Here is a 24,110-nt window from a genome sequence, read left to right as displayed (position 1 = left end):
ACCGCTCGGCTCTTATATTGAGCCCTGGATTCCAGGGCGGTTGTACGCTCAGCTGCTCATCGGCGTCTCCTTGGCAGTCGCAGCCTATCAGGACATAACTGAACGGGCGGTCAATGACCTCGTCTGGGCGCCGGCGCTGGCAGGGGTAGCGTTCATTGTCTATTCGATGGTCATCTCCGCCAGCCCTGCCCCCAGCCAGGAGCTGCTCAAGCTGGGGCTGGTGGGGACTATAGCCCTTGTCTTCACCCTGCTGGGGGCCGTGGGCCAGGCGGATGCCATCGCCCTCGTGTTCGTCGCGGCCGACCCGTACCCTCTCTCTCCTTTCCTGCCGCTCTTCGCAGCAGCGGTCGTGGCCCTCTGTCACATTAGCTACGCCTTCCTGACCGGAGATGCAAGGGGAGGGAAAAGCATCGCAATTGAAAGGTTCCTCAAGGAGCAGAAGTGGATACCGAAGGCAATCGTGGCCGGGGGAGTCCGGACCGAGGTGAACAGGGACGTCAACGTGGCGAGGGAAGAGGTCGAGGCGAACCAGAAGCAGGGCGCGATGGTAGAGGTGAGCTACGGAGTCCCGACTGTCGCATACCTCGGCGTCGGGTACCTGGTGTATCTCGCCTACCTCGTGCTCTTCAACTACGCGGCGTTCGTTACCCTCCCCTAGCCCGACTGCCAGGGCGAGGTTAAATGCCGACTTGGAAGAGCGGTGGACTCGCATGGTTTTCCTCGTTCTCGAGGGGTTCTCTGGGACAGGCAAGACCAGCCTAGCAAAGGGCTTGGAGAAGACGGGATGGCTGAGGCTTCAGGAGTCGGCGCACGCGGTCCCCGAGGAGGTCCCTGTCGCTGACAGGGCAGACACCTTCGCCGACTACAGCCTGCTCGGGGCCACGATGATGTACAGCTCAATGATCTCGAAAATGAGGAACACCAAGGACATCGTCTCCGAAGGGTACCTCCTTTCCGACCTAGCCTACGCCAGGATCCGCTACGACCTGGGCAAGAGCGCGGCCTACCCGTCGATGCTGAAGATGGTCAGGGAGATCATGGGGAGCCCGCTGATGAGGCCAGATCTCTATGTCATCCTCGAAGCCGGTTTCGAGACCATCGAAGCGAGACAGTTGGGCAAGAGTGAAAGGGAGAGGAACATGACAGACTTCTTCAGGACGCGCTACTACACCGCCCTCGCCGAAGCCCACAGGGAGCTGGGGGAGGGGAATGTCAACAAGGTGCAGACCGACTCCAACCTGGAATCGACGCTCGGGGTGATAGTAGACCTCCTCAAGAAGAGAAAAGTGACCCCTGGGTGAACGCGAAGGAGGCTCCCTGGAGGGAGCTTATGGCAGAGGCCACTGCGAGGGTGAGGTCAAAGGTCTCCGAGCTCGTTCTGGGCGGAGAGGGCACGAAGGTCCTGGGGATCGGCGCTTCCGGTGACAAGACCCTGGTCGCCGACCAGAAGGCGGAAGGGGAGCTGTTCAGGGCCCTCTCGGAAATCCGCGGCCTGGGGTTCCTGAGCGAGGAGGCTGGTCGAAGGGGAGATTCCAAGCTGAGCCATCTCGCCATAATCGACCCGCTCGACGGCTCTTCCAACTTCGAGCGCGGCATCCCGTTCTACTGTTCGTCGGTGGCCATCGCCAAAGGGAAGAGGCTCGAGGACATCACCCACGCCTTCATCCGCGACCTCGTGACCGGGGACGCCTTCTATGCGGAGAGGGGGAGGGGAGCGACGAAGAACGGAGTAAAACTGAGGACCTCGAAGACCATGGTCCTTTCCTCGGCGGTGGTAGGGATCGACATCAGCATGGCAGAGCACGGGATGCTCCGTCGCATCGAACCTCTGATCCGAGGGGCGAAGCGACAGGTCCACTACGGGGCGAATGCACTTGAGCTATGCTACCTCGCAGACGGAAGGATCGACGCTTCAATAGACCTTAGGAAGAGGATGAGGATAACGGACTTCGCCGCAGGGTTCCTCATCGCAAAGGAAGCGGGCGCGACTATCACCGGGGATGGCCAGGCGGGGCTGAGGCCTGCCTTCGACCTCAGGGACAGGTTCAGCTACTTCGCCACGGCCAACCCTACCCTTCACCGGAGGGTTCTCCAGCTTTGCGTGGGCGGGCGGGCGGCACTTCGAAGAACGGCTTCGGCTGCCGGCTAGTGTGTTCAGAAGGCCCTAGCGTCTGCCGCGGCGCAGGAGGACCAGTGCGGCCCTGTTCACTAGAGTTCTTCGCTGGCTCCTCCCGACCCAGTCTGCCACGTCGAGGCGCTTCACTCCACCATGACCAAGGTATCCGGCGAACATCTGGACTGCGCTTCTGGGCGACCGGCGCGCGAGGAGTGCGCATCTGCCAAGGGCGTAGGGCCAGTAGTACCCCAGGGCAAACATCGCCCTTCCATACGGCACCCCCTTGGTCGCCGACGTCCTGCGTGAGACGGTCGTGGGCACGTCCTTGAAGCTCCTAGTCTGGCGACCGGTCTGAAGTGCCTTTAGGTACAGCCAGCTCTCCCATCCGTAGTCGACCGGAAACTTCACCCCGCCCACCTTCTCCCAGAAGTCGAACCTCACCAGCATGCTCGACCCCCTCGGAGCATGCTCCCAGTAGGGTTCATTGGCTATCCGCCCTCCTGCGACCGCAAGGAAAGGGTCAGCCTCGAATTTCTCTACTATCTTCTGCAGGTAGTTCGGCGGAAGGAGGTGGTCTCCTCCTAGGATCATCACGAAGTCCACTTTCGGACTACTGTCCCTCAGGACCTTCAAACCTGAGTTGAAGACCGCGGCGAGCTCCGGGAGCCCGACGTAGCTCTTTTCATGATACGGGAGGTTGACCATGGTCAGCTTGAACACGGAATGGCGGGCCGCGGCCTCAAGAATCTGTCCGCTGCGGTCTCTTGAGCCGTCGTCCACCACAACCACCTCGGTCGGGCGGAGTGTCTGGTTCTCGAGGGCTGCCAGTACGCCCGGGATCGACTTCTCCTCGTTCCTGGCGGCGAGGACCACGCCGACTGTCTTCAATTGCGTGCCGCTCCGCCTCGGACGAGAGCCTCGTAGACCGAGTGCCAACGTGCTGCCACCGCTTCGGGCCTGTTCTCCCCCGGCAGGCCTTCAAGGACCCGTCCGGACCAATCCACCACCTTGCATCCGCAGGCCAGCGCTTCCAGTGCGGCCTTGCCCAGAGACTTCACGGGCTCGTCGAACCCCATGGGCCTCCGAAGGTCCAAGTAGTACTCGAACTTGGAAAGAAGGCTGGCCATGTCGGCGTAGGTGACGCTCCCTCTGTCCACCAGAGAAAGGTCCAGGGACTTCTCAGCCGCGACCTTCCTGGCCTCTTCGTCCATCCCGTATCGTATGGTAAGGGCCGACCTCGGCGTCTTTTGACTTCCCGTATGGAAGAGGTCGGTGTCAACAGGGTTCGGAAGGTGGACCGCCTCGGCCGGTGCGCCTTCCGAGAGGTTCGGGGTCGAGTAGGCGATGAAGTCGGCGCGCCTCCACCTCCCCCTCTTCTCCTCCCACCTGCCAAGGATGTCAGTCCCGTGGTAGTGCATCACGACCGGCCTTCCGCCGTAGAGCCGTTTCAGCCAGGGGACGACCCTGTCCAGGGAATGGACGTGGACGATGTCGAAGTTGCGCGCCATAAGCTCCGCGCGAAGGAGGAAGACGAACGGCCCGTCGGCGTAGGTCTTCCCGTAAGTCGTGAGGCCGAACCTGTCCGAGTCCCTGCGCGTGACTACCAGGCTCTGGGTCTTGTAGTCCCTGTCGACGAATTTCGCTATGGTGCTCGCGACCCCCGCGGTGTTCCAGACGTGGAGGATCCTCAGGGATCTCCGACCTTCCTCATGCGATGCTCCCTTTCACTGGCGATGCGGCAAGCCTCTGGTATTTGAGCTCAAGCATATCTTCAGGGTCCCCGCCGCGGAAAGCGATAAAGCGAGGGCGAATGAGACGAGGCTTCTGATTAGGACGTGATGGTGGACGTCGTGGTTGTCGGAGACACAAGAAACCGGGGGCAGGGCAGGGACTACGCGGAGCTGCTCTCGGGATTCGAAGGCGTAAGACAGGTCCACCTCGTCTACGACAGGAACGTCGGGGCGGCGGTCAATCGAGGGCTAAGGAGGTCCAAGACTCCCTATGTGGTAATCGCGGGGGGCGACTGCTGGTTCGACCAGGGGAGTTTCAAGAAGCTCCTCGGACACACCGACCACCGTGGATACCGCTTTGCCCACCCTAGGGGTCTGCCGCTGCCTACTCGGGGCTTCCTTGACACTGGGATTGTGTTCAGAGAGTTCCTCCTTCAGAACCCGATGGACGACTGGCCAGACTATTGTGAAGAAGTGAAATTCCGCCAGCCGGAGTTCCAGGCAGGCCTGGTCAAGCCTATCGACGTGACCTTCGAGCACAGGCACGACCCTTCCCTCCCCCACATGAGTTCGCGCACAATGTGGACGAGGAAGCTGTGGTCCTACGCGTACAAGTTTCACGTAGCGCCCCCCTTGGGGGCGCTCAGGAGGGGGATTCTTGGCCAGCGGAAGGCGCCGGAGGCTCCGACCGGCGCGCACCTAGGCGGCTGACGCTCGAGCCCTCCAGAAACTGCAGCGCCATTCCCCGTACGCGTCTGTCCAAGATCAAGAGCAGTGAGAAGTAGAAGGCCGCGCCGATGGCGACTACGCCCATGGTCCTGAATCCAAGTAGGAACCGGTCCGCGATCGGCGGGAGCAGCCAACCTGAGATGAAATAGATCAGAAGGGCCATCAGCGCGGACAGGGAGAAATACCAACCCAGAGACCAAGTAAGGGAAAGCCTGACACGGCCCTTCAGCCGTCTTAGTTTGATCGCGGTGGCGACGACCAAGAATCCCAAGAGAGCGACGGACCAGGCAGTGACTATCGCTGAGATGTTCAACCCCGACGCGGTTCCGAAGTACACTATCAGGGTGACAGAAACGAGGTAGCCGGCCGCGTAGCCGATGTTGACAGCCGACACGAACCAGAACGCGCTCTTCAGGTACCTGGCGAAGCCTTTGTCTGGGTCTAGGTCGGCCCTTTCCCTGCCTATCAAAGTCGAATCGGAGAATGAGCTGACAGCAGACACCAAACCTGCGAACGCAAGGACCTGAAGGCCGAGGGAGACGTTCGCCCCGCCGGCGACGAGGGAGGCCGAGAGGACCCTGAGGAGGGTGGGGGCAAGGGCGATCACCCCCGCTGCCATTGGGGCCCCGAACATCAGGATAAGGTCGAGGGTGGCACTCGGAGCGTCCTCTGACCCTCCCCGCAGGAGTAGAGGGTACATCGCATAGGAGAGGAAGCCGGCGTATGAAACGAGAATCCCAACCTGGTAGGCGGCCTGGAAGTAACCTGAAAGCACGTAGGCCCCGGACACGAGGTACGCCGATACGGTGTCAGCCGTGAGTACTGCCCCGGCAAGCGAATAGGTAGCGGGCACCCATGAATCCCGAAGCCAACGCCGTCCCACATCCAAGCTGATGGGATCCTTCGTCGCGCCCCTCACAAGTAGGGTCGTGGCCACGGCTTGTATTGCGTAGGAGGCCATCATCGCTAGAATGACCCCAGTGATCTCTAGCTTCAGCACGAACAGGACGGGGTATGCGACGACCAGCTTGCCGACCTCCGCGAAGAGGATCGAGTATCCGAAGGCAGACGGCCTGTGGCCCGCAGCGATCGCGTTCGCAGCAGCGCCCCAGTAAGAGAGAGGGACGAGGAGGACCGCCAGGAGGAAGGCCGAGTAGTTTGTAACCGAGAGCGAGCCCGTGACCAGGCAAGCCGCGAAATACACACCGACGCCAAGGAAGCTCAAGGCCAGGTTGAGGAAGATGGCGGACTTCGCAACGAACTTTCCGCGAGCGACGTCTCTTGTCGCCCAGAACGTAAGCCACCCTGCCGGGTAGGAGGAGATCGCGACGAAGCTTAGGATGACTTCCCAAAGACCGAACCGCGCAAGGGAGAGCCAACCGGTGATCATCACAAGGAACACCATGCCGGAAAAGATGCTGAGAATCCTGGCGGAGAAGACGAGGATGCCCGTCCTGCGCAGGGAGATGCTACTCTGCAGGAGGACTACCGTCCGATGATTCAGAGGTCGTCCCGCGTGGTGCCGTCACGGTCTTGCAATGATCGGTAGTTTCCGAGCTTTCTTAAAGATGAGGCGACTCAAATTCGCCCTATCGAATGCCTCGCGGTATCGCCGAATTCCTAGGGCGCTGCTACTTCTTCTTGTCGTCCGACACGGACTTCGGGTCCGGCGCCATCTCGGGGATGTCCGTGATGGGTTCCGGTGGCGGGGTTGTCGCCATGGTGTACCCGATCCAGCCTAGGATTGCAAGCACGAGGAGCACGGCGAGGAAGGCCGTTATCTCGAGAACCAGCAGGGGCCAGTACCAGATCAGCAGTCCGTAGAGGATTATCCCGATGATGCTACCCGCGAAGATCGTCCCGCCGATTGCCCTGTCATTGGCCATGAGATGCGTTGGCGCCGTGGGTCGCAAATATAACGCTTGTGTCGGCGGTTCAGGAGAGGATATCCCTGGCGATTGAGGGCTCGCCCCGGGTTGAGACATAGACTCCTGGGTAACCGTCAAGCCTCAGGCGGCTGACCACGCTCCTGGCCTCGCGGATGAGGGCGGCGCTGCCCCCCTTTGCTATCCCGTGCAGCCTCTCCGGGAGCGTCCACCCGAAGTATTTCTCGCATTCTAGCACATCCTTTGTGTCTCGGAAGGGGAACGCGTTCAGCAGGACGCGCCCCTCCAACCCCGCGGACCCGATGGCCGCTTCGTGCTCGTCGAAAGTTTGGTGGGGGTCGGTGGTCGGGGGTTGGCCCAGGAAGAGGGAGGCCCCAGCCTCAGCCCTGCGCATCCCCAGCTTCGCCTGGCGCCCACCCTGGGGGGCAAGGGTGAAGGGGGTCAGGATCCTGGGATCGACTCCGGTCCTCTTCCCTATGCGCGACGCTTCGCCAATGACCTCCGCTAGCCCCTGGAAATCATAGACGTTTCTCGATCTTGCTTCTGCCGGGTATCTGTCCCCCCAGACCAGCATTACGGAGGTGAGCCCAAGAGAGTAGGCTGTGACGATCTCGGAGAGAAGTTGCAGGCGGCTCAAGTCTCTCGCAACAATCGAGGGGGCGGCCTGGATGCCTGACTTCGCCTGAATGAGCGCCGCCACCCTGAGGGTCGAGACCTTCAGTAGCTCAGGGTTCTTGACGTTCGCGACCAGGATGAGGTCAGCACAGTCCTTGATCTTGGTGACGTCTTCGACCAGGTCATCGAGTCGATTCTGAAGTTGGACGTCAGCTATTGTCCCCACGATCGGGAAGAGCGGCGGGAAGACTTCCACGACTCGAAGAAAAGCCATCTGATGTTACCGAGATGCGCGGCTCTCTCCACTACTAAACGATTGCCCGGGAATGACAGAAGCACGTCTGCCTTTGTTCAACGAATTCACTCGGGGACATAGGTTCAAGTCGCTGAAGGCGCTCAGAAACCCAAACTAGTGAAGTCGACTGTGGAAGGCGGGTAAAGTGCTTCTAGGGGCAGCTATGCCTTTGCGACTGCCTTCTCGACTTGGCCCTTCTGCGTGATTTCCCGCACAATTCCTGCTGCTACGGTTGACCCCATGTCACGAAGCGCAAACCTCCCCAATTCTGGGTATTCCTTGAACGTCTCGAGGACGATAGGTCGGAGTGGCTGGATCTTCACGATGGCCGAGTCTCCCGTCTTGATGGTCTTGGGCTTCTCTTCTGTGGGCTGGCCTGTCCTCGGGTCGATCTTTGCGACTATCTCGACGATGGTGGCTGCGACCTGGGCGGTGTGGGCATGGAGCACCGGGGTGTAGCCTGGGGCTATGGCTGTCGGGTGGTAGACCACGATTATCTGCGCGAGGAACTCCTTGGCGATGGTCGGAGGGTTGTTGGAAGGACCGAGGACTGAACCCCTTCGGAAGTCGGTCTTCGAGACTCCTCTCAGGTTGAAACCGATGTTGTCTCCTGCCATGGCCTCCTGCATCGCAGTGTGGTGGGTCTCTATGGACTTCACCTCAGCCGTCAGGCCTTCGGGCATGATCGATATGCTGTCTCCGACCTTGATCTTGCCAGTCTCGATCCTTCCGACCGGGACCGTGCCGACGCCAGTGATTGTGTAGACGTCCTGGACCGGGAGTCTGAGCGGCTTCTCGATGGGCTTCGGAGGCTCGGTGAACTGATCGAGGGCTTCCATCAGGGTCGGCCCCTTGTACCAGGGCATGTTGGTCGACTTCTTGACCAGGTTCTCGCCGGTCCAGCCGGATACCGGGATTACGTTGATCTTGGCGGTGTTGTACCCGACTGTTTTTAGCAGGTTCTCCACGTCCTGCTTCGCCTCGCCGAAGCGCTGTTCGGAATACTTCACAGTCTGGTCGTCCATCTTGTTTATCGTCACGACGAGCTGGGTCACGCCGAGGGTCCTCAGGAGGAAGGCGTGCTCCCTGGCCTGGCCGCCTGGGCCCAGGGCAACGTCCTCTTCGCCCTTCTTGGCCGAGACTACGAGGACCGCGGCGTCCGCCTCGGAGGCGCCCGTAATCATGTTCTTGATGAAGTCACGGTGCCCGGGGGCGTCGATCAGGGTGTAGAAGTACTTCGGAGTCTCGAACCTTTGGAATGCGAGGTCGATGGTAACTCCTCTCTCTCTTTCGTCCTTCAGCTGGTCGAGGACCCAGGCGTACTTGAACGAGTCGCCGGCTCCAGTCTTCTCGGACTCCTTCGCGAACTCCTCGATCATCCTTTGGTCGACCACGCCGAGGTCGAAGAGGAAGTGGCCCATTGAAGTGGACTTACCGTGGTCCACGTGACCGGTTACTATCAGGTTCAGGTGAGGCTTATTTGCCATGCTACGTCACTTGTTACAGTGAAACGGCCGCCTCTCAGTATATTTAAGCGTAATGGAGCGGATTTTGAAAAAGCATGGAAAAGACCGAGGTGACTTGGGCCGGGACTTGAACCGCACGACCGCCGAGGTTTCGTAGAATTCCCCTAGGGCCGCGGCTTCGTCGAAGACCTCGTTCTTTTCTTCGGGGGCGAGGTAAATGCTTCGACAGGCGCCACGCGGAGACCTGCGAGTGGGAGGGCCTGACCAGGGACAATCCACCCTGGTCGGGCTCCTGGGCATATATACGAAGGGCCACGTTTCTGTTGGGGTGGTCGACCTAGGCATCTTGCTGACAGCGGTCAGCACGGTGGCGGTCCTGCTGGGCGTGATAATAGGCGTCCGCGAGCTCCGGCACTTCACGAGGGTACGAGAGGCGGACGTAATACGGGCGATCTCCGAAAAGGTGTCAGACCCCGATTTCGTCAGGAATTTCATCCTCATCACCAAGATGCAATACAAGACCTACGACGAAATAGAGGGGAGACCCGAGGAGGTGGCCATGATAATCTGGCTGACTTTCATAGAAGGCCTGGCTCTGTTGGTCAAACGAGGGATAGTGTCGCTGGACGTCGTGGACGACTACTGGCACGGGACGGTTCGGACGGTCTGGACGAAGTGCGAGCCGATACTCCGCTCCTACAGGGTGAAGTACAATTTCCCAGAGATAGGAGAGTGGGCGGAGTATCTCTACCTGCGGATCTACGGGAAGGGGGAGACCGAGATGAAGAGGGTCGCGGAGATCGAGAAGAGCATCTACTCCAAGAGAATCAAGTGACCCTTCAAGGGAGGCTCAAAAAGCGCCCGCGAAAACGGGAAACGTCATCGACTGTAGCCGGGCTGGTGCCCGAAAAGCGCTATCAGTTCGATGACAGGTAGCTCCAGAGGATTACTCCGACGAGCATCACCAGAGAGCCCGCAAAGCCCGTGATGAGCCCTGCCGCGGCGTCAGCGCTGAGCCCGAGAGTCATTACGAAGTTAATGACGGGCGCTCTGACGAGGTAGGCGAAGAATCCGAGGGCGTAGCCCAGGAGCCAGAATCCGAGCAGTATGGTTTTTCTTCCCATGTCGTTTCGATGTATGATAGCGGCTCCAAAGTCGGTAAATGGGCGGAAGATAGTATTCCTTTACGGAATTGTTGATATCTTTAGACGAAGATTCCGGCCAGAGACAGCAGGTAGGTGGTCGCGACGCTGGCGCAGAGTCCGAGGGCCAGGGAGACCGCGCCCTCCACCAACACCCTCCTTCCTTCGCCGACGTACCTGTCCCTGATGCAGCCGAGCATGAGTCCGCCGAAGATCGAGGCCGGGTCCTGGCTCATTTCCGAATGCAGCAAATGGCTTTTCAGCCTAATTAACGATTGTGGAGACCGAATTCATCGGGGGTTCGAGGGCACGGGCGTGTCAATTTATCGCGACCCGGGCGAGGGTTCTTATACCGAGCGCAGTTTACGAATTCGGCAAGGTCTACAGCCTTGCCATCAACGTTTCTCTCGAAGCTCGAATCGGCCCAGAGTGTCTTCACCTTCAGGGACTTCATCCTCCTTCCGGGGAGGAGCGAGGCCGAGCCCAGGGACATAGACCTCTCGTCGAAGCTCACCTCTCACATCAGGCTCGAAGTGCCCCTGGTCTCGTCCCCCATGGACACGGTGACGGAGTGGGCCCTGGCCCTCGAGATGGCCAAGCTGGGGGGAGCGGGGGCGATCCACAGGAACATGTCCAGGGACGACCAGGTGGAGCAGGTCAGGAGGGTGAAGAGGGCCAAGGTCGAAGCGAGGAGCAGGGACGAGAAGGGGAGGCCTCTGGTAGGCGCGTCGGTCTCGCCGTTGGACCCGGAGCGCTGCAGGGCACTGGACAGGGTGGCAGACTTCCTTGTTGCAGACGTGGCGCACTTCCACAATTCGAAGATAATGGCAGCAGCCAAGAAGGTGATTCCCGACCTAAGCTCCGATTTCATCGCGGGGAACGTGGGGACGAGGGAGTCGGTGTTCGACATAGTGGACGAACTGCCGAGGGTGGAGGGGTTCAGGGCAGGGATAGGGTCAGGTTCGATCTGCATCACGTCAGAGGTGACCAGGGTGGGGGCACCGACCCTCTTCGCAGTGGCCCAGGTCGCGAGCGCCGTTGCCGAGCGCAATGTCGGGGTGCCGGTGATCGGGGACGGCGGGATAAGAGGGCCCGGGGACGCGGCTCTTGCCTTCGGGGCGGGTGCGTCGACCGTCATGCTGGGCTCGATGCTTGCCGGGACGGAGGAGGCGCCCAGCGGGGTGGTCGTCAGGGGAGGGAGGAAATTCAAGACCCACCGGGGAATGGCGAGCGCAGCGGCGCGGAAGGTCAGGTTCGCGGTTGACAGGTATTCGGTCCCGGCGAAGGGACTGGACGAGGGGGTGGAGGCCTACGTCCCCTACTCTGGAAAGGTCGAGGGGGTCGTTCGGACCATGGAGAACGGGTTGATGGCTGCCTTCGGATACGCGGGGGCCAGGGACGTCGGGGAGATGTGGAGGAAGTCGAGGTTCGGGGTGATGAGCTCCATCGGAGCCGGAGAGCTTGGGGCGCATTCCCTCGAGGTAAAGAGGTAGGACGGGTTTGGACGGGGAGCTGGCCGGGGGGATCGCCGTCCTCGACTTCGGAGGCCAGTACGCGCACCTGATCTGCAGGAGGGTGAGGGCCCTCGGGGTCTATTCTGCCCTGGTACCCCACGGCAGCGGACTTGAGGAGCTGAAGGCCATGGGGGTTGCAGGGGTGATACTTTCAGGGGGCCCCGCTTCGGTCTACTCCGAGGGGGCTCCCGTCGCCGACCCGGAGCTGTTCAACGGAGAGCTCCCTCTGCTGGGAATCTGCTACGGCTATCAGCTTCTGGTCAGGGCGAGGGGGGGTGAGGTGGGGAGGGTCGAGAGGAGGGAGTACGGGAGGTCGACCGTGACCGTTCTGGACAGGGGTGGTCTCTTCGAAGGGGTCGGGAAGGACAGGCTCGTCTGCTGGATGAGCCACTCGGATTCGGCCACCAGGATCCCCGGGACACTTAGGGCCATCGCAGAGAGCGAGGGCTCCCCCTATGCCGCGGTGAGGTCGTCGGAAGGGAGGCAGTACGGCGTCCAGTTCCACCCGGAGGTGTCCCACACCGAAGGGGGACAGGTCCTCCTTTCGAACTTCGTGTTCAAGGTCTGCCAGGCGGGGAAGAACTGGAGCCTGGAGGGATTCATGAAGAGGTCGGTCGAGTCGCTCTCTCTGCTGGAGGGTAGGGTGCTCTGCGCTGTGTCAGGGGGGGTCGATTCATCAGTGACCGCCGCACTTCTGCACAAGGCCCTGGGCGAGAGGCTTCAGTGCCTTTTCATCGAGACAGGGCTGCTCAGGTCGGGGGAGGCGGGCCAGGTCAGCGGGTTCCTGGCCAGGGACCTCGGAGTGAAGGTTGCGATAGTGGACGCGTCGGAGAGGTTCCTCGGGGCCCTGTCGGGCATCAAGGATTCTGAGGCGAAAAGGAGGGTGGTGGGGATGGTGTTTGCAGACGTTTTCGAGGAGTTTGCTGTGAGCGACGGGCCCTTCGCCCACCTCGCCCAGGGCACTCTCTACCCGGACGTGATTGAAAGCGGGAGGACGACTGGGCCCGCTTCGGTCATCAAGACCCATCACAACGTCGGGGGGCTCCCCCCGGGGCTTTCCATGAATCTGGTGGAACCTCTAAGGGAGCTGTACAAAGACGAGGTCAGGGAGCTGGGGGCCCTCCTGGGGCTCCCCAAGAAGGTCCTGCAAAGGCACCCGTTCCCTGGTCCGGGGCTGGCAGTCCGGGTCGTCGGGGACGTGACGCCGGACAAGCTGCGCATCTCGAGGGAGGCGGGGAGGATCGTGGAGGAGGTCCTCGAAGAGGAAGGGGTCTACGGCAGGGTCTGGCAGGCGTTCGCCTACGTCGGGGACGACAGGGTCACGGGGGTACTGGGTGACGAGAGGAGGCTGGGGTACCAGGTGACTGTGAAGGTGGTGGAGTCGGTGGATGCGATGACGGCTGACTGGGCCAGGCTTCCGGACGAGGTGCTGGAGAAGATGTCGAGAAGGATTACCAATGAAGTGGAGGGGGTGGTGGCTGTGGCCTATTCCATCTCCTCGAAGCCCCCGGCCACCATCGAGCCCCAGTGATCAGGATGGACAGGCTCGGGCCCCGGACTGAGCTGGCGGAGCTTCACGTGCACCTGGGAGGCTCCGTGGACCCGGCGGTGATGTGGGAGATAGCGCACGCCCAGGGGATCAGGCTCCCGACGAAAGACTACTGGAAGTTCGTGGAGATGATTACCGTCCCGGACAGCAAGAGGAAGTCCTTCGAGGAGTACCTAGCCCTGTTCCACTGGACGGAACTCGTACAGTCGAGCCCGACGGCGATCGAGCGTTCTGTCTACCAGACGATAGCAGGGGCATACAGGAAGAACAACATTACCCTCCTCGAGCTTAGGTTCAACCCGATGAAGAGGAACAGGGGAGGGGAACAGGACCTCGACCACATAATGATGGCGGCCGTGAGGGGGATCGACCGGGCGTCTCTGGAATACCCGGTTAAGACCGGGATAATAGTCTGCCTCGACAGGGGGTTTAGCCACAGGCTCAACGAGATCCTGCTCGACAAGGCGCTCCTCTTCTCCGGGCGAGGCGTCGTCGGGATCGACATGGCAGGGCCCGCCACTCCGGGATTCAAGTACTCCGAATACTCTGGGCTTTTCAGGAGGGCGAGGAAGGCTGGACTGGGGTTGACGGTCCATGCCGGGGAGGACGAGGGGCACGAGTCGGTTCAAGAGGTATTAGAACACCTTGAGCCAGAGAGGATTGGGCATGGCGTGCGGGCGACGGAGGACGAGGCGACCATGGACCTACTCTCCGAACGGGGGACGGTCTTGGAGGTTTGCCCGACTTCGAACCTCAACACCGGGGTCATCAAGGACGTCCGAGAGATGAAACGGGTGTTCCGGGCCATCAGGGGGCACCGATTGAAGTTCACGCTCAACACCGACGGGCCGGAGATGTTGAGGACGAATCTCAGGGGCGAGATGGAATTCCTCCAGAGTGTGGGCATCCTGAAGGAGGCGGACGTCCTGCAGGCGAACCGGGTCGCGTTCAGCTCTTCGTTCGTGAAGTGATGAGCGTTGTTTGAGACCGAACGAAAAGGTTTGAAAGGCAATCAGGGAAGGCGAACTTAGCATGGAGGCCACAGAGAAGCAGCTCGAGGTGGGGGAATTCTCCGTCAACTGTGCGTTCGCGGGAGCGGGGGAGACTGTCCTTCTCCTGCACGGGAGCGAGCAGAAGGAAAGCTGGAGGGTGTGGGAACCGATGCTCCAGCTCTCGGACTCCTACAGGCTTGTGGCGCCGGACCTGGTCGGCTACGGGAAGTCGTCCAGACCCCTTGAGACGCCTGACTATAGGACCCAGGCCCAGACCCTCAAGGACCTTGCGGAGAGACTTTCGATCGAGCGGATGACCGTGGTGGGGAGCGGGTGGGGAGGCCAGGTCGGGCTGGAACTTGCCCTCTCCTCGCCCGAGTCTGTGAAATCCGTAGTCCTCATCGCAAGCTCCTACGACAAGGAGCAGTTGAGGAGGCTGGAGAAGCTGCGTAGGCCGACCCTGATCGTGTACGCCGAAGACGACATGATGACCCAGTTGAAGGCCGGATACCTTCTGAGGGACGCGATCGGGACATCGCGGCTGGAGGTCCTGGACGCCGTGGCGAAGGACCCGAGGTATGACTTCAGAATGTCGCACAGGCTGCAGAAGTTCAGGGCTCCCCAGGTGATGCAGCTTGTCAGGCTCTTCCTTTCGAACCCGGGGGCGATGGTGGCAGAACCGCCGGAGCTCGAGAACGAATTGAAGGGGCTGGCTGTGAGAAGAGAAGAGGAGAAGAAGGGTCCTGATTCTAGCGGGAAGCCATAGCGACCCGTTCCTGCTCGTTCTTCTTCTTGACCGCGAAGCTGTTTGAGTCTCCAGAGGCCGCCTGTATGATCTCGTCGGCGAGGACCTGCTCGACCGTCCTTGGGGAGCCGAAGGCGGCCGTCCTCACTCCCTCGGAGATGAATCTGAGCGCCAGGTCGATCCTCCGGACGGGGGAGATGTCCACCGACTGGTGGTACACCACTCCTCCATAGCTCAGCCGCGTGGTGTCTTCGTTGGGAGAAGCGTTCTCGATGGCCTTCACCAGCTGCTGGACTGGGTTCTGGCCGGTGCGCAGCTCTACGATCACGAAAGCGGTCCTAACGATGTTCAGCGCCTTCTGCTTCTTGCCCCCCATCCTCCCGGTGTTCTTGCCGTACTTCTTGCCGAAGTGCATCATCTGGTTGACCATGCGTTCGACTATGTTGACCCTGGTCTTGCCGAACTTCTTGTGCTCGGCTCTCCCCCCGGAGTGTGGGACGAGGACCGGTTTCAGGCTGATCACGTTCTGGAGCCCCGGGTCTTCGATCTTGACCCCTGTCATATCCCACCTGTTCCAGAGGAGGAGGTTTGGATACTCGAGAGTCTGCTTGCTCATGGCTAGCGCCTCGGCTTCTCCTTCCTGCCGTAGACAAGCTCGTTGAGGGAAACGCCGTTGACCTTGAAGACTGTCCACCGGACCCCCGGTATGTCCCCCATGGCCCTTTTCATTGACCCTCCGATGCCCTGGAGGATCACTTCGTCGTGCTCGTCGACGAAGTTGAGCGCGCCGTCCCCCGGGAGGAAGGCGGTGATCTGCTTTCCGTTCTTGACGATCTGCACTCGGACGCACTTCCTGATGGCGGAGTTGGGCTGCTTGGACTCGATCCCGACCTTCTCGAGGACTATGCCCCGGGCCTGGGGGGAGCCTTCGAGGGGGTCTGACTTGTAGTCGAGGCCAAGCTTGCGCCTCTTGTACCACTTGTTCGACCAGCGGAATCGCTGCCTCTTCTGTGCGACCTGCCTGGCTGCGAATTCTCCGCGCGGGGGACCCGTCAATTTTCCAATCGCAACCCTTTCTCACCGTATTTAAATCGTTCAGAATTCCGAGGTGATCTGGACGTTGTTGACCCCGAAGTAGCGCTTCGCCAGGAGCCTCACCTTTTCCGCGTTTCTCCCCCCCACTCCGAGCACCGCCCCCTTCTTGCGCGAGTCGACCACCACCACGACCCCCTGGGTGCCGTCGAGGCTCTCGCTCAGCTTGACCTCCTGCACGTACTTCGCCCCGAGGGCGTTCCTCACGAGACCCTCGATGTCGTCGGCCCACTCGACCACTTCGACCGGCCTCCTCACGGCCCGCTCGGCCTTCTTGACCGACGCTCCCTCTTTGCCGATGGCCAGGCCCATCTGCCCTTTCGCGACCACGAAGATCAGCCTGTTCCTCTTCTCGTCCACGATGCAGTCGCGGGTGGTGGCCCCAGTCATGCCCTGGAACATGGAGAGGAGGGAGACTTCCTCGGAGTTCAGTTTGAATTCGGGCATTGGAGCATCACCGGATCAGGTGGTTGATGTCTGCCTCGCTGACGGAGCGGAGCCCCATGGCCGAGACGTTATAGGGCCTCCCGACCAGCCTTGCGAGGTCTGCGGAGGATATGGGCAGCTCCACCACAGGGACGCCCTGGGCCTTGGCCTCGGCCCTGAGCCTCTCCCCCAGGGCCGCAGGGACTGAGCGAGTGCAGAGGACCGCCTTGGTCCCCTTAATGGACGCGAGGGTCGCCTTGGCGCCGAGGGCGGACTTTCCCCCCTTCATGGCGTCCTTGAGGACCTTGGACAGCAGTGCGTTGTCTAACATCTGGATCAGCTCATGTAGAGGTCGATCATACCCGTCCCCACTGGGATGGGCAGGCCGACGATGACGTTCTCCGTTACCCCCTTCAGGTCTTCCACCTCCCCCTTCACCGCTGCTTCGGCCAGGGTCGGGACTGTGATCTCGAAAGCGGCCCGGGCGAGGACGCTGCTCTTGGTCCCTGCTATGCCGTGCCTTCCGATCTGCTGCAGGTATCCTTTCGACGTCATCAGGTCGGCGACCAGGAAGATGTGGCGGATGTCCACCTCGAGGCCCTGCTCGTCGAGGGTGCTCATGACTTCCCTGACCAGGGTGGACCGGGCAGCCTCGATCCCGAGGACCTGGGCGACTTCGTGGACGTTGTTGGTGTAGACCCTCGTGGGGTCGACACCCTGGACCTGGACGACCTTCCCAAGGTTTGAGCCTGCGGTCTGGATGAACCAATCCTCCCCTTCCTTGACGACGGTGACCCTGGTTATGCCGGGGATGCCCTTCAGCTTCATGTTTAGGATCTTGTTCCTGAGGGTGAAGAGGGCCGAGAGGTCTGCGTTCTCCATGCTCACGTGGATGACGTTCTTGTCCTTCTTGTCGGGCTGCACGTTCCTCTTGCCCGTCTCGATCACCTTCGAGATCTCCTCGGCGTTGGTGTCTCTGTCGACCAGCTGGTCGTGGCTGAGGTGCAGCTTGATTCCTTCGGTGGGGTCGACTTCGCTGAAGCTGACCACGTTCCCCACCTTGGTGAAAAGGATCTCCTTGGCAACCTTCACAGACTTCTCGTTCGAGGTGGAGTACTCCTTGGTCAGGTAGATGTCCATGGACGGGGTGGCGGGGATCTTGCGGGCGTCCACCAGCTCCATGAGCCTGGGGAGTCCGAGGGTGACGTCCCTTTCCCTGACCCCTGCGAAGTGGAAGGTCCTAAGCGTCATCTGGGTGCCGGGCTCACCGATGGACTGGGCTGCGACTATGCCGGAAGCCTCTCCCGGCTCCACGCGGGAGTAGTCGAGGCCTTCGTCCACCTTCTCGATGGTCTCCCTGGCGCCTTCCTCCGTCAGGTGGGAGCCTGCGAGCTTGTCTCTGAGCTCCTTGGCGAGCCTGTCGTTGAGGCCCGACTCGTACTTCTTGACCAGCTTGTCGATGGTGCCGTCGTCGAGCTTCGTCTTAGACTTGTGGAGGAGCTCCTCGGTCTCTACGAGCCTGTCCAGGTTGATCGGGCGGCCGTGGTCGCTCTTGGCGGGGTCGACGCCGTCCTCCCCGTAGAGGAACTGGATGATGTGACCGTGGGGGTCCCTCACCGTGAGGTCGTACTCCACCTTCAGGTGCTCCAAGGCGTTGACCAGCCTGCGCTGCATGTAGCCGCTCTGCTGGGTCCTGACGGCGGTGTCCACCAGCCCTTCCCTACCCCCCATGGCGTGGAAGAAGAACTCGGTGGGGGAGAGGCCGTCGCGGTAGTTGCTCTTTACGAAGCCCTTCGCCTCAGGCGAGGGGTCGTTCCAGGCGAAGTGGCTTAGGGCCCTGCCCCTCATCCCCTTCTCGATCCTCTTCCCTCTGACGGACTGCTGGCCCAGGGCCGCGGTCATCTGGCCCACGTTGAGGCTGGAGCCCCTGGCGCCTGTGCGTGCCATGATCATGCCCGAGTTCTCTGGGGGGAAGGAGCGGTCCGCGATCCTGCCTGCCCTGTCCCTGGCCCTGGCCAGTTCGTTGACCACGTAGGCCTCGAGGGAGTCCTCGGGGGAGAGGCCCCTGGTGAGCTGAAGGGTGCCGGCCTTGTACTTCTTGATCAGGTCGAAGACGTTGGTGTACGCCTCGTCCAGGGTGTCCTTGATGCCCTTCTTCGCTTCGTCCGGGAGCTCCAGTTCGTTGTAGCCGTAGGTGAAGCCCCTCCTGGTGAGGAAGTTCTTCAGCACCTTCAGGATTGAGTTCAGGAAGTTGCGGGCGTCCTCGTTGCCGTAGTCCTTGGCGATGCGGTGGAGGAGGGAGTCGGGCTCCTCGGCCCCGATGACCGCCTTGTCGACCACGCCGGAGATGAGGTGCCCGTCCTTGATCACGACGTCGTTTGAAGCCCCAGACTTCGATGCCTTCGCCCACTTCGAAGTCTGGACGTAGTTCATCCCCTTCGGGAGGAAGAGGGAGAAGAGCTGCTTGCCAGTGTACATGGGGTGGGCCCCCTTCACTTCCGGCTCGGGGAGGTCCCCTTCGTAGTCTCCGACGAGGGCCGAGTTCGAGAACTCTCCCGGGGTTAGAAGGGTCTCGTCCCTGGTGAGGAGGAAGGCGCCCGTGATGAAGTCCCTGATCCCGCCTATGATCGGGCCTCCGTATCTGGGTGAGATTATCTGGTCCTGGACCTTCATGAGCATCAGTGCCTCGGAGCGGGATTCCTCGCTCTGGGGGACGTGCAGGTTCATCTCGTCGCCGTCGAAGTCTGCGTTGTAGGGTGGGCAGACCGAAGGGTGTAGTCGGAAGGTCCGGTAGGGGAGGACCCTGACGAAGTGGGCCATGACCGACATCCTGTGGAGGGAGGGCTGTCTGTTGAAGAGGACCACGTCCCCGTCCATCAGGTGCCTTTCGACCACGTAGCCTGAAGCGAGGGAGTCCGCCAGGGCCTTCCTGTCGCTGGCGAAGTCAAGCCTGATCTTGACCCCGTCGGGCCTGATGACGTAGTTGGCGCCCGGGTGCTCGAAGGGACCCTTGACCACCAGGGCCTTCAGGTTCTCGAGGTTCCAGGGGGAGACCTTCTCTGGGATTGTGAGCTTCTTTGCGATCTCGAAGGGGACACCTACCTCGCCGATGTCCAGGCTGGGGTCGGGGCTGATGACTGTCCGTGAGGAGAAGTCGACCCTCTTGCCGGAAAGGGAGCCTCTGAACCTTCCTTCCTTTCCCTTGAGCCTCTGGCTCAGGGTCTTGAGGGGCCTTCCCGAGCGGTGGTGCGCCTGGGGGATGCCAGAGACCTCGTTGTCGAAGTAGGTCGTGACGTGGTAATGGAGGAGGTCCACCAGGTCCTGGACGATGAGGTGCGGGGTGCCTGACTCCTTGGACTCCCGGACCCTCTGGTTGACCCTGAGGATGTCCACGACCTTGTGGGTCAGGTCGTCTTCGGAGCGGATTCCTGATTCGAGGGTGATAGAGGGCCTCACGGTGAGGGGCGGGACGGGGAGGACCTGCAGGACGAACCATTCGGGGCGCGCGGCCTTGGAGTTGAACCCGAGCACATCGAGGTCCTCGTTGTTGACCCTCTCCAGCCTCTCGCGGATGGCTACGGGGAGGAGCCGGGTGGCGCCCCCTTCTTCGGTGATCTCGTGGAAGATGGTGGGCTTTGTGAACTCGATCTGGAACTGCTGCTTGCCGCAGTGAGGACAGAGCTTGACCTTCTTCGCCTTGGTGGTGATCTCCTTAGCCACCGCTTCGGTCAATGCGGGGCTGAAGTCCGTCTTTGCTGCCAGCTTGGCCCGGTAGGCGTCAAGCTCCTGCTGGGGAAGCAGGATCCTTCCGCAGGTCCGGCAGGTGGTCTGAAGGAGCTTGTTGATCTCATCTACGAAGGCGATGTGGAGGACCGGCTCAGCCAACTCCACGTGGCCGAAGTGGCCGGGGCATCGGCCAGCTGTGCTCCCGCAGGTGCCGCACTTCTGTCCTGGCTCAAGGGTCCCGAGCCGGCTGTCCATCAGGCCTCCCTGGACAGGCATCCCGTCTTCGTCGTAGGTTTCGGGCTGGGTGACCTCCGCCACAGAGTACTTCCTGACCTCGCTCGGGGAGAAGACCGCGAAGTCGATTCCGCGGATGGTCTTGAGGGCCTGCTCCATTGACATTTCTCTACACCTTGTCCTTCAGCATGAGCCGCGGGGCGATGTTCAGGCTCATCATCTCCTGGAGGAGTAGCTTGAAGGCGTAGGCGACGACGACGGTGGAGATCTTCGCGGCGTCCCCGTCGATCTTGCAGGTGTACTTTCTCTGCTTCGCGTCGTAATAGGCGATTAGGCCGCACTTCTCGCAGACGTAGATCTCGGTCTTGTCTGCCTCGTCCAGGAGGCGGTCCTTGAGGACCATGGAGGCGCCGTAGGCGATCAGGCAGTCCCTCTCCATCTCCCCGAACCTCAGGCCTCCGCCCCGCGCCCTGCCTTCGGTGGGCTGTTTGGTGAGCATCTGGACCTGGCCTCTTGCCCGCGCGTGGATCTTGTCGGCGACCATGTGGTGGAGCTTCTGGTAGTATACCACGCCGACGAAGACGTCGGCCGCGAGCTTCTTCCCCGTCTTGCCGTCGTACATGACCTCTCTTCCTGTCGCCTCGAAACCTCGGTCGCGGAGGACCTTTTCGAGGTCCTCGATGTTCTCCCCGGCGAAGGCGGAGCCGTCCACCGGCGAGCCTCGGAAGGCCCCCGACTTGCCGGCGATGGACTCGATGAACTGGCCGACGGTCATTCTCGACGGGAAGGCGTGCGGGTTAATTATGACGTCGGGGACCACCCCTTCTGCGGTGTAGGGCATGTCTTCCTGGGGGACCACCAGGCCGATGACTCCCTTCTGGCCGTGCCTGGAGGCGAACTTGTCTCCAATCTCGGGGACTCTCATGTCCCTGACCCTGACCTTGTACATCCTGCCCCCTTCGACGTTCTCGGTCATGAAGATCGAGTCGACTACACCGGTCTCCGATGGCCTTACGGCCACCGAGGTGTCACGCCTGTAGGGCCCTTTGATCTCGAACTCCTTGTACTCCTCCATGAACCTTGGGGGGCTTGTCCTCCCGATGACCACGTCCCCTCCGGTCACCTGGGATTCATGGGAGACGACCCCGTCCCCCTCGAGGAGGCGGTAGAACTTCTCGCCCCGGTAGCCCCGGATGTTGGACTCAGCGGCCGGGACCTCGAAGGTGTCCCTCATCCCGCCGAGGTACTGCTTGGCCTCCGCTTCGTAGAGGCGGTAGAAGAACGACCGGGCAAGCCCTCTTTCGACGCTGGACCTGTTCATTATGATGGCGTCCTCGATGTTGTAGCCTTCGAAAGAGAGGACGGCTACGACGCAGTTCTGGCCCAGGGGGCGGTCGTCGATCTTGAGGAGCTCCAGGGTCCTGGTCCTGACGACCGGGGACTGGGGGCTGACCAGAAGGTGCTGTCTGACGTGTGGGGAGATCGGGTAGGTCGGGGAGCTGAAGCCGAGGGACTGCTTGGCCATGGCAGATTCGTAGGTGTTCCTCGGGGACTGGTTGTGCTCAGGGTAGGGGATGATCGACGCGGCTATGCCGAACATGGCTGCCGGGAAGAGCTCCATGTGTGTGTTCCTCGTGGTGATGTCCTCCTGGCTCATGGCGACGAGGAGGTTCTCCTCTTCGTTGGCGTCCACGAGCTCCACCATTCCCTGCTCCACGAGGTCGCGCCAGGAGAGCTGGCCTGCGGAGACCTTCTCTAGGACTTCGGGGGTCAGGAGAGGCCTTCCGCTTTCGACCACGACCAGGGGGCGGAGGACGCGCCCCGAGCTGAGGCTGATGTAGAGGCGAGGGTAAGCACGGTCGTTGACCGGGGGAACGTAGAGGATGCTCGCGACCGGGTTGATCTGGCCCTCCCTTCTGAGCTTCCTGAAGGCCTTGGCCAGGCGGTCGCCGTCGTCTACGTAGCCGATGAATCTGCCGTCCATGAATATCCTGCAGCCCTTGTCTTGCATCTTCTGGTCGGTGTCCCGGATCTGGCGGGCGCCGAGCTCCCAGAGCTTCTCCTCGACCTCCTGTGAGGGGACGCCGACGGAGATAATGGCTGAGAGTGCGAGGTTCTTGACGAGGCCGCAGTTCACCCCTTCGGGGGTCTCGGAGGGGCAGATCCTTCCGAAGTGGGTTGCGTGCAGGTCCCTGGCCTCGAAGTTGGGCTGGCTCCGGCTCAGGGGGGACTGTACCCGCCTGAGGTGGCTGAGGGTGCTGAGGTAGTTGGTCCTGTCCAGGAGCTGCGTGACCCCGACCTTCCCTCTCCCCCAGTTGCCGGTGGCTATCGCGTTGTTGAGCTTATCAGTGATGATGCCCGTCCTGATGGCTGCGCCTACCACGTTACCTCCGCGCTTCTGGCCGGTCCTTTCGAGCTGGTACTTCATGTCCCTGACCAGGTTGCGGAAGGCGGTCCGGAAGAGGTCTGCGAGCATCTGACCGGCGAACTTGATGACCTTGTTGCCGTAGTGGTCCTTGTCGTCGGCGCCGATCCAGCCCAGCCTGAGCTCGAGGAGCTTGCAGACGGCTTCGCCCATGAACATCGCCTTGTCGTAGCGCTTGTCGTCGGTCTTCCCCAGGTGGGGGAGGAGGCCCCAGTCGAGCATGGAGAGCGCCCGCTTGACCCTGAACTCTTCGAGCATGCCGTGGGCGACCCTATTGCCGATGTAGACCAGGGAGTCCTTCTCGGTCGGCGCTTCGCCGGCCTTGTCGAAGGAGACCTCGAGGAGGTCCTGGATCTCCGACTTCGGGGATATGGCGTCGGCGATCTCCTTATCGGACTTGATCCCCATGGCGCGCATGACGATGACGAAGGGGAGGTCAACCGGACAGCTCGGGACCTTGACGTTGATGGCGCCGTCCTGCTTGAGGGTGAGCTCGAGTTTGGAGCGGTAGCCTACGACGGAGGAGTAGACCCTTGCCTTGTAGGTCGTGGAGCCGGAGAGCTTCTCCTGGTCGACTAGGATCTTGTTCGGGGAGAGGTCTTCGAGCCCTACTATGACTCGCTCTGCGCCGTTGATGATGAAATAGCCGCCTGGGTCGATGGGGTCCTCTCCGGATTCGATGAGCTGCTCCTTGGAGCGGTTAGCGAGCTGGCAGAGCTCGGACTTCACCATCACGGGGAGGTCACCGATGTGCTGGCGGGTGGTGTCTCGCGGGAGACCTTCCTCTTCGATGGTCATTTCGAGAAGTATTGGGGCGGAGTAGGTGAGGTTCCGGAGGCGTGCTTCCATTGGGAGGATGCTGCTCACCGAGCCGTCGATTTCCACGACCCTGGGGGAGCCGAGGGTTATGCGTCCGAATTTTATCTTGTATGGAGTGCTGACCGTTTCGACCTCTACTTCGCCGATTTCGTCGACGATGTTCTGGAGGCCGCGGGTGACGAACTCGTTGTAGCTGTTGAGGTGCTGCTTTGCGACGCCCTCCCTCTCCAGAAGGTCGCGGAGTACGATCCAGGAGTTCGACTTCTGTATCTGTTTGCTCATGGTCAGGCCTCCACCACGTATCGGTAGTAGATGCTGGAGCCGGCCGTCTCACTGCGCCTCGTTATCTTGATGAAATCTCCGGGCCTGGCGCCAGTCTCCTTGGCTATGGGGTCGGTCATCAGGATGTAGGGGAACTGGCTAGGGGTCGAATTGTAGGTCCCGAGTACCTTTCCTGCTTCTTCCTTGGTCAAGAGTTCGTGCTTTGGAACGAGGAAGTGAGTGCTCACCTTGAATGAGGGAACCTCTTCCTCCTTCACCTTCCGCTTTGCCGCCTTCCTGGGGGCTGTCTTAGCTGAAGCCTTGGCTGGAGCTATTTCCATCTACCCC

The 24,110-nt window shown here is 61.3% G+C and carries 24 protein-coding genes; 9 read left to right on the top strand and 15 right to left on the bottom strand.

From position 1 onward, the window contains the following. The first annotated feature begins 40 nt into the window (after window positions 1-40). Genes OK438_04005 through OK438_03995 form a run of 3 tightly spaced genes read left to right on the top strand, consistent with a single transcriptional unit; the run spans window position 41 to window position 2,149 of the window. Window positions 41-658, top strand: a complete 618-nt coding sequence (locus tag OK438_04005) for a hypothetical protein (protein MDA4124598.1) — start codon at window positions 41-43, stop codon at window positions 656-658. Between the two features lie 52 nt (window positions 659-710). Further along, window positions 711-1,301 carry a hypothetical protein gene (locus OK438_04000; protein ID MDA4124597.1) on the top strand — a complete coding sequence of 197 codons (591 nt, stop codon included), beginning with the start codon at window positions 711-713 and terminating at the stop codon, window positions 1,299-1,301. Continuing rightward, window positions 1,298-2,149, top strand: coding sequence for a hypothetical protein (locus OK438_03995; GenBank protein MDA4124596.1), 852 nt, complete (start codon window positions 1,298-1,300; stop codon window positions 2,147-2,149). Before OK438_04000 ends, OK438_03995 begins: the two co-directional genes overlap by 4 nt. 15 nt (window positions 2,150-2,164) lie before the next feature. On the opposite strand, the gene OK438_03990 is transcribed toward OK438_03995, so the two are convergent. Beyond that, on the bottom strand, window positions 2,165-3,004 hold the full coding sequence (locus tag OK438_03990) for a glycosyltransferase family 2 protein (GenBank protein MDA4124595.1): 840 nt from the start codon (window positions 3,002-3,004) through the stop codon (window positions 2,165-2,167). Continuing rightward, the gene (locus OK438_03985; GenBank protein ID MDA4124594.1) at window positions 3,001-3,723 is read right to left on the bottom strand and encodes a glycosyltransferase family 4 protein; all 723 of its coding nucleotides are present in this window, start codon (window positions 3,721-3,723) and stop codon (window positions 3,001-3,003) included. The genes OK438_03990 and OK438_03985 overlap by 4 nt, the downstream gene beginning before the upstream one ends. Before the next feature lie 231 nt (window positions 3,724-3,954). On the opposite strand from OK438_03985, the gene OK438_03980 reads away from it, so the two are divergent. Further along, window positions 3,955-4,557: a glycosyltransferase family 2 protein gene (locus OK438_03980; GenBank protein ID MDA4124593.1), complete on the top strand. Its 603-nt coding sequence runs from the start codon at window positions 3,955-3,957 to the stop codon at window positions 4,555-4,557. Here the strand turns inward: OK438_03980 and OK438_03975 are convergent. The 4 genes from OK438_03975 to tuf form a co-directional block, all read right to left on the bottom strand. Next, window positions 4,490-5,965: a hypothetical protein gene (locus OK438_03975; protein ID MDA4124592.1), complete on the bottom strand. Its 1,476-nt coding sequence runs from the start codon at window positions 5,963-5,965 to the stop codon at window positions 4,490-4,492. The genes OK438_03980 and OK438_03975 overlap by 68 nt on opposite strands. A gap of 241 nt (window positions 5,966-6,206) precedes the next feature. Next, a complete protein-coding gene (locus OK438_03970) occupies window positions 6,207-6,461 on the bottom strand; it encodes a transcriptional regulator (protein MDA4124591.1) in 255 nt (84 codons plus the stop codon). Window positions 6,462-6,510: 49 nt separating this feature from the next. Further along, entirely contained in the window at window positions 6,511-7,350 is an 840-nt protein-coding gene (locus OK438_03965; protein MDA4124590.1) for a hypothetical protein, read from the bottom strand. Window positions 7,351-7,532: 182 nt separating this feature from the next. Continuing rightward, window positions 7,533-8,858 (bottom strand): translation elongation factor EF-1 subunit alpha, encoded by a 1,326-nt coding sequence (gene tuf, locus OK438_03960; GenBank protein MDA4124589.1) that lies wholly within the window; start codon window positions 8,856-8,858, stop codon window positions 7,533-7,535. 307 nt (window positions 8,859-9,165) lie between these two features. Between tuf and OK438_03955 the strand changes: the two genes are divergently transcribed. After that, window positions 9,166-9,672, top strand: a complete 507-nt coding sequence (locus tag OK438_03955; protein ID MDA4124588.1) for a hypothetical protein — start codon at window positions 9,166-9,168, stop codon at window positions 9,670-9,672. Window positions 9,673-9,754: 82 nt separating this feature from the next. Here OK438_03955 and OK438_03950 read toward each other — a convergent pair whose 3' ends face one another. Next, window positions 9,755-9,961 carry a hypothetical protein gene (locus tag OK438_03950; protein MDA4124587.1) on the bottom strand — a complete coding sequence of 69 codons (207 nt, stop codon included), beginning with the start codon at window positions 9,959-9,961 and terminating at the stop codon, window positions 9,755-9,757. 80 nt (window positions 9,962-10,041) lie between these two features. After that, window positions 10,042-10,215: a hypothetical protein gene (locus OK438_03945; protein ID MDA4124586.1), complete on the bottom strand. Its 174-nt coding sequence runs from the start codon at window positions 10,213-10,215 to the stop codon at window positions 10,042-10,044. Between the two features lie 153 nt (window positions 10,216-10,368). On the opposite strand from OK438_03945, the gene OK438_03940 reads away from it, so the two are divergent. The 4 genes from OK438_03940 to OK438_03925 all read left to right on the top strand — a co-directional run bounded on the left by OK438_03940 (window position 10,369) and on the right by OK438_03925 (window position 14,800). Then, entirely contained in the window at window positions 10,369-11,472 is a 1,104-nt protein-coding gene (locus tag OK438_03940; protein MDA4124585.1) for an IMP dehydrogenase, read from the top strand. Between the two features lie 7 nt (window positions 11,473-11,479). Beyond that, complete coding sequence (gene guaA / locus OK438_03935) at window positions 11,480-13,024, top strand: glutamine-hydrolyzing GMP synthase (protein ID MDA4124584.1); 1,545 nt, start codon at window positions 11,480-11,482, stop codon at window positions 13,022-13,024. A gap of 5 nt (window positions 13,025-13,029) precedes the next feature. Then, window positions 13,030-14,013 carry an amidohydrolase family protein gene (locus OK438_03930; GenBank protein MDA4124583.1) on the top strand — a complete coding sequence of 328 codons (984 nt, stop codon included), beginning with the start codon at window positions 13,030-13,032 and terminating at the stop codon, window positions 14,011-14,013. 61 nt (window positions 14,014-14,074) lie between these two features. Next, complete coding sequence (locus tag OK438_03925) at window positions 14,075-14,800, top strand: alpha/beta hydrolase (GenBank protein MDA4124582.1); 726 nt, start codon at window positions 14,075-14,077, stop codon at window positions 14,798-14,800. Here OK438_03925 and OK438_03920 read toward each other — a convergent pair. The 7 genes from OK438_03920 to OK438_03890 are packed head-to-tail and all read right to left on the bottom strand — an operon-like array spanning window position 14,784 to window position 24,010. Beyond that, a complete protein-coding gene (locus OK438_03920) occupies window positions 14,784-15,395 on the bottom strand; it encodes a 30S ribosomal protein S7 (protein ID MDA4124581.1) in 612 nt (203 codons plus the stop codon). The two genes, OK438_03925 and OK438_03920, sit on opposite strands and share 17 nt — an antisense overlap. A 2-nt stretch (window positions 15,396-15,397) precedes the next feature. Beyond that, window positions 15,398-15,835: a 30S ribosomal protein S12 gene (locus OK438_03915; protein MDA4124580.1), complete on the bottom strand. Its 438-nt coding sequence runs from the start codon at window positions 15,833-15,835 to the stop codon at window positions 15,398-15,400. A 39-nt stretch (window positions 15,836-15,874) separates the two neighbouring features. Then, the gene (locus OK438_03910; GenBank protein MDA4124579.1) at window positions 15,875-16,318 is read right to left on the bottom strand and encodes a NusA-like transcription termination signal-binding factor; all 444 of its coding nucleotides are present in this window, start codon (window positions 16,316-16,318) and stop codon (window positions 15,875-15,877) included. 7 nt (window positions 16,319-16,325) lie between these two features. Continuing rightward, window positions 16,326-16,628, bottom strand: a complete 303-nt coding sequence (locus OK438_03905; GenBank protein MDA4124578.1) for a ribosomal L7Ae/L30e/S12e/Gadd45 family protein — start codon at window positions 16,626-16,628, stop codon at window positions 16,326-16,328. Between the two features lie 5 nt (window positions 16,629-16,633). After that, window positions 16,634-20,422 (bottom strand): DNA-directed RNA polymerase subunit A', encoded by a 3,789-nt coding sequence (locus tag OK438_03900; GenBank protein ID MDA4124577.1) that lies wholly within the window; start codon window positions 20,420-20,422, stop codon window positions 16,634-16,636. Between the two features lie 4 nt (window positions 20,423-20,426). Then, window positions 20,427-23,783, bottom strand: a complete 3,357-nt coding sequence (locus OK438_03895) for a DNA-directed RNA polymerase subunit B (GenBank protein MDA4124576.1) — start codon at window positions 23,781-23,783, stop codon at window positions 20,427-20,429. Between the two features lie 2 nt (window positions 23,784-23,785). After that, window positions 23,786-24,010 carry a DNA-directed RNA polymerase subunit H gene (locus tag OK438_03890; protein MDA4124575.1) on the bottom strand — a complete coding sequence of 75 codons (225 nt, stop codon included), beginning with the start codon at window positions 24,008-24,010 and terminating at the stop codon, window positions 23,786-23,788. Window positions 24,011-24,110: the final 100 nt, after the last annotated feature.

The organism is Nitrososphaerota archaeon, assembly GCA_027887005.1.
Classification (GTDB): Archaea; Thermoproteota; Nitrososphaeria; order Nitrososphaerales; family Gagatemarchaeaceae; genus UBA183.
This window is presented reverse-complemented; position numbering and strand designations above follow the sequence as displayed.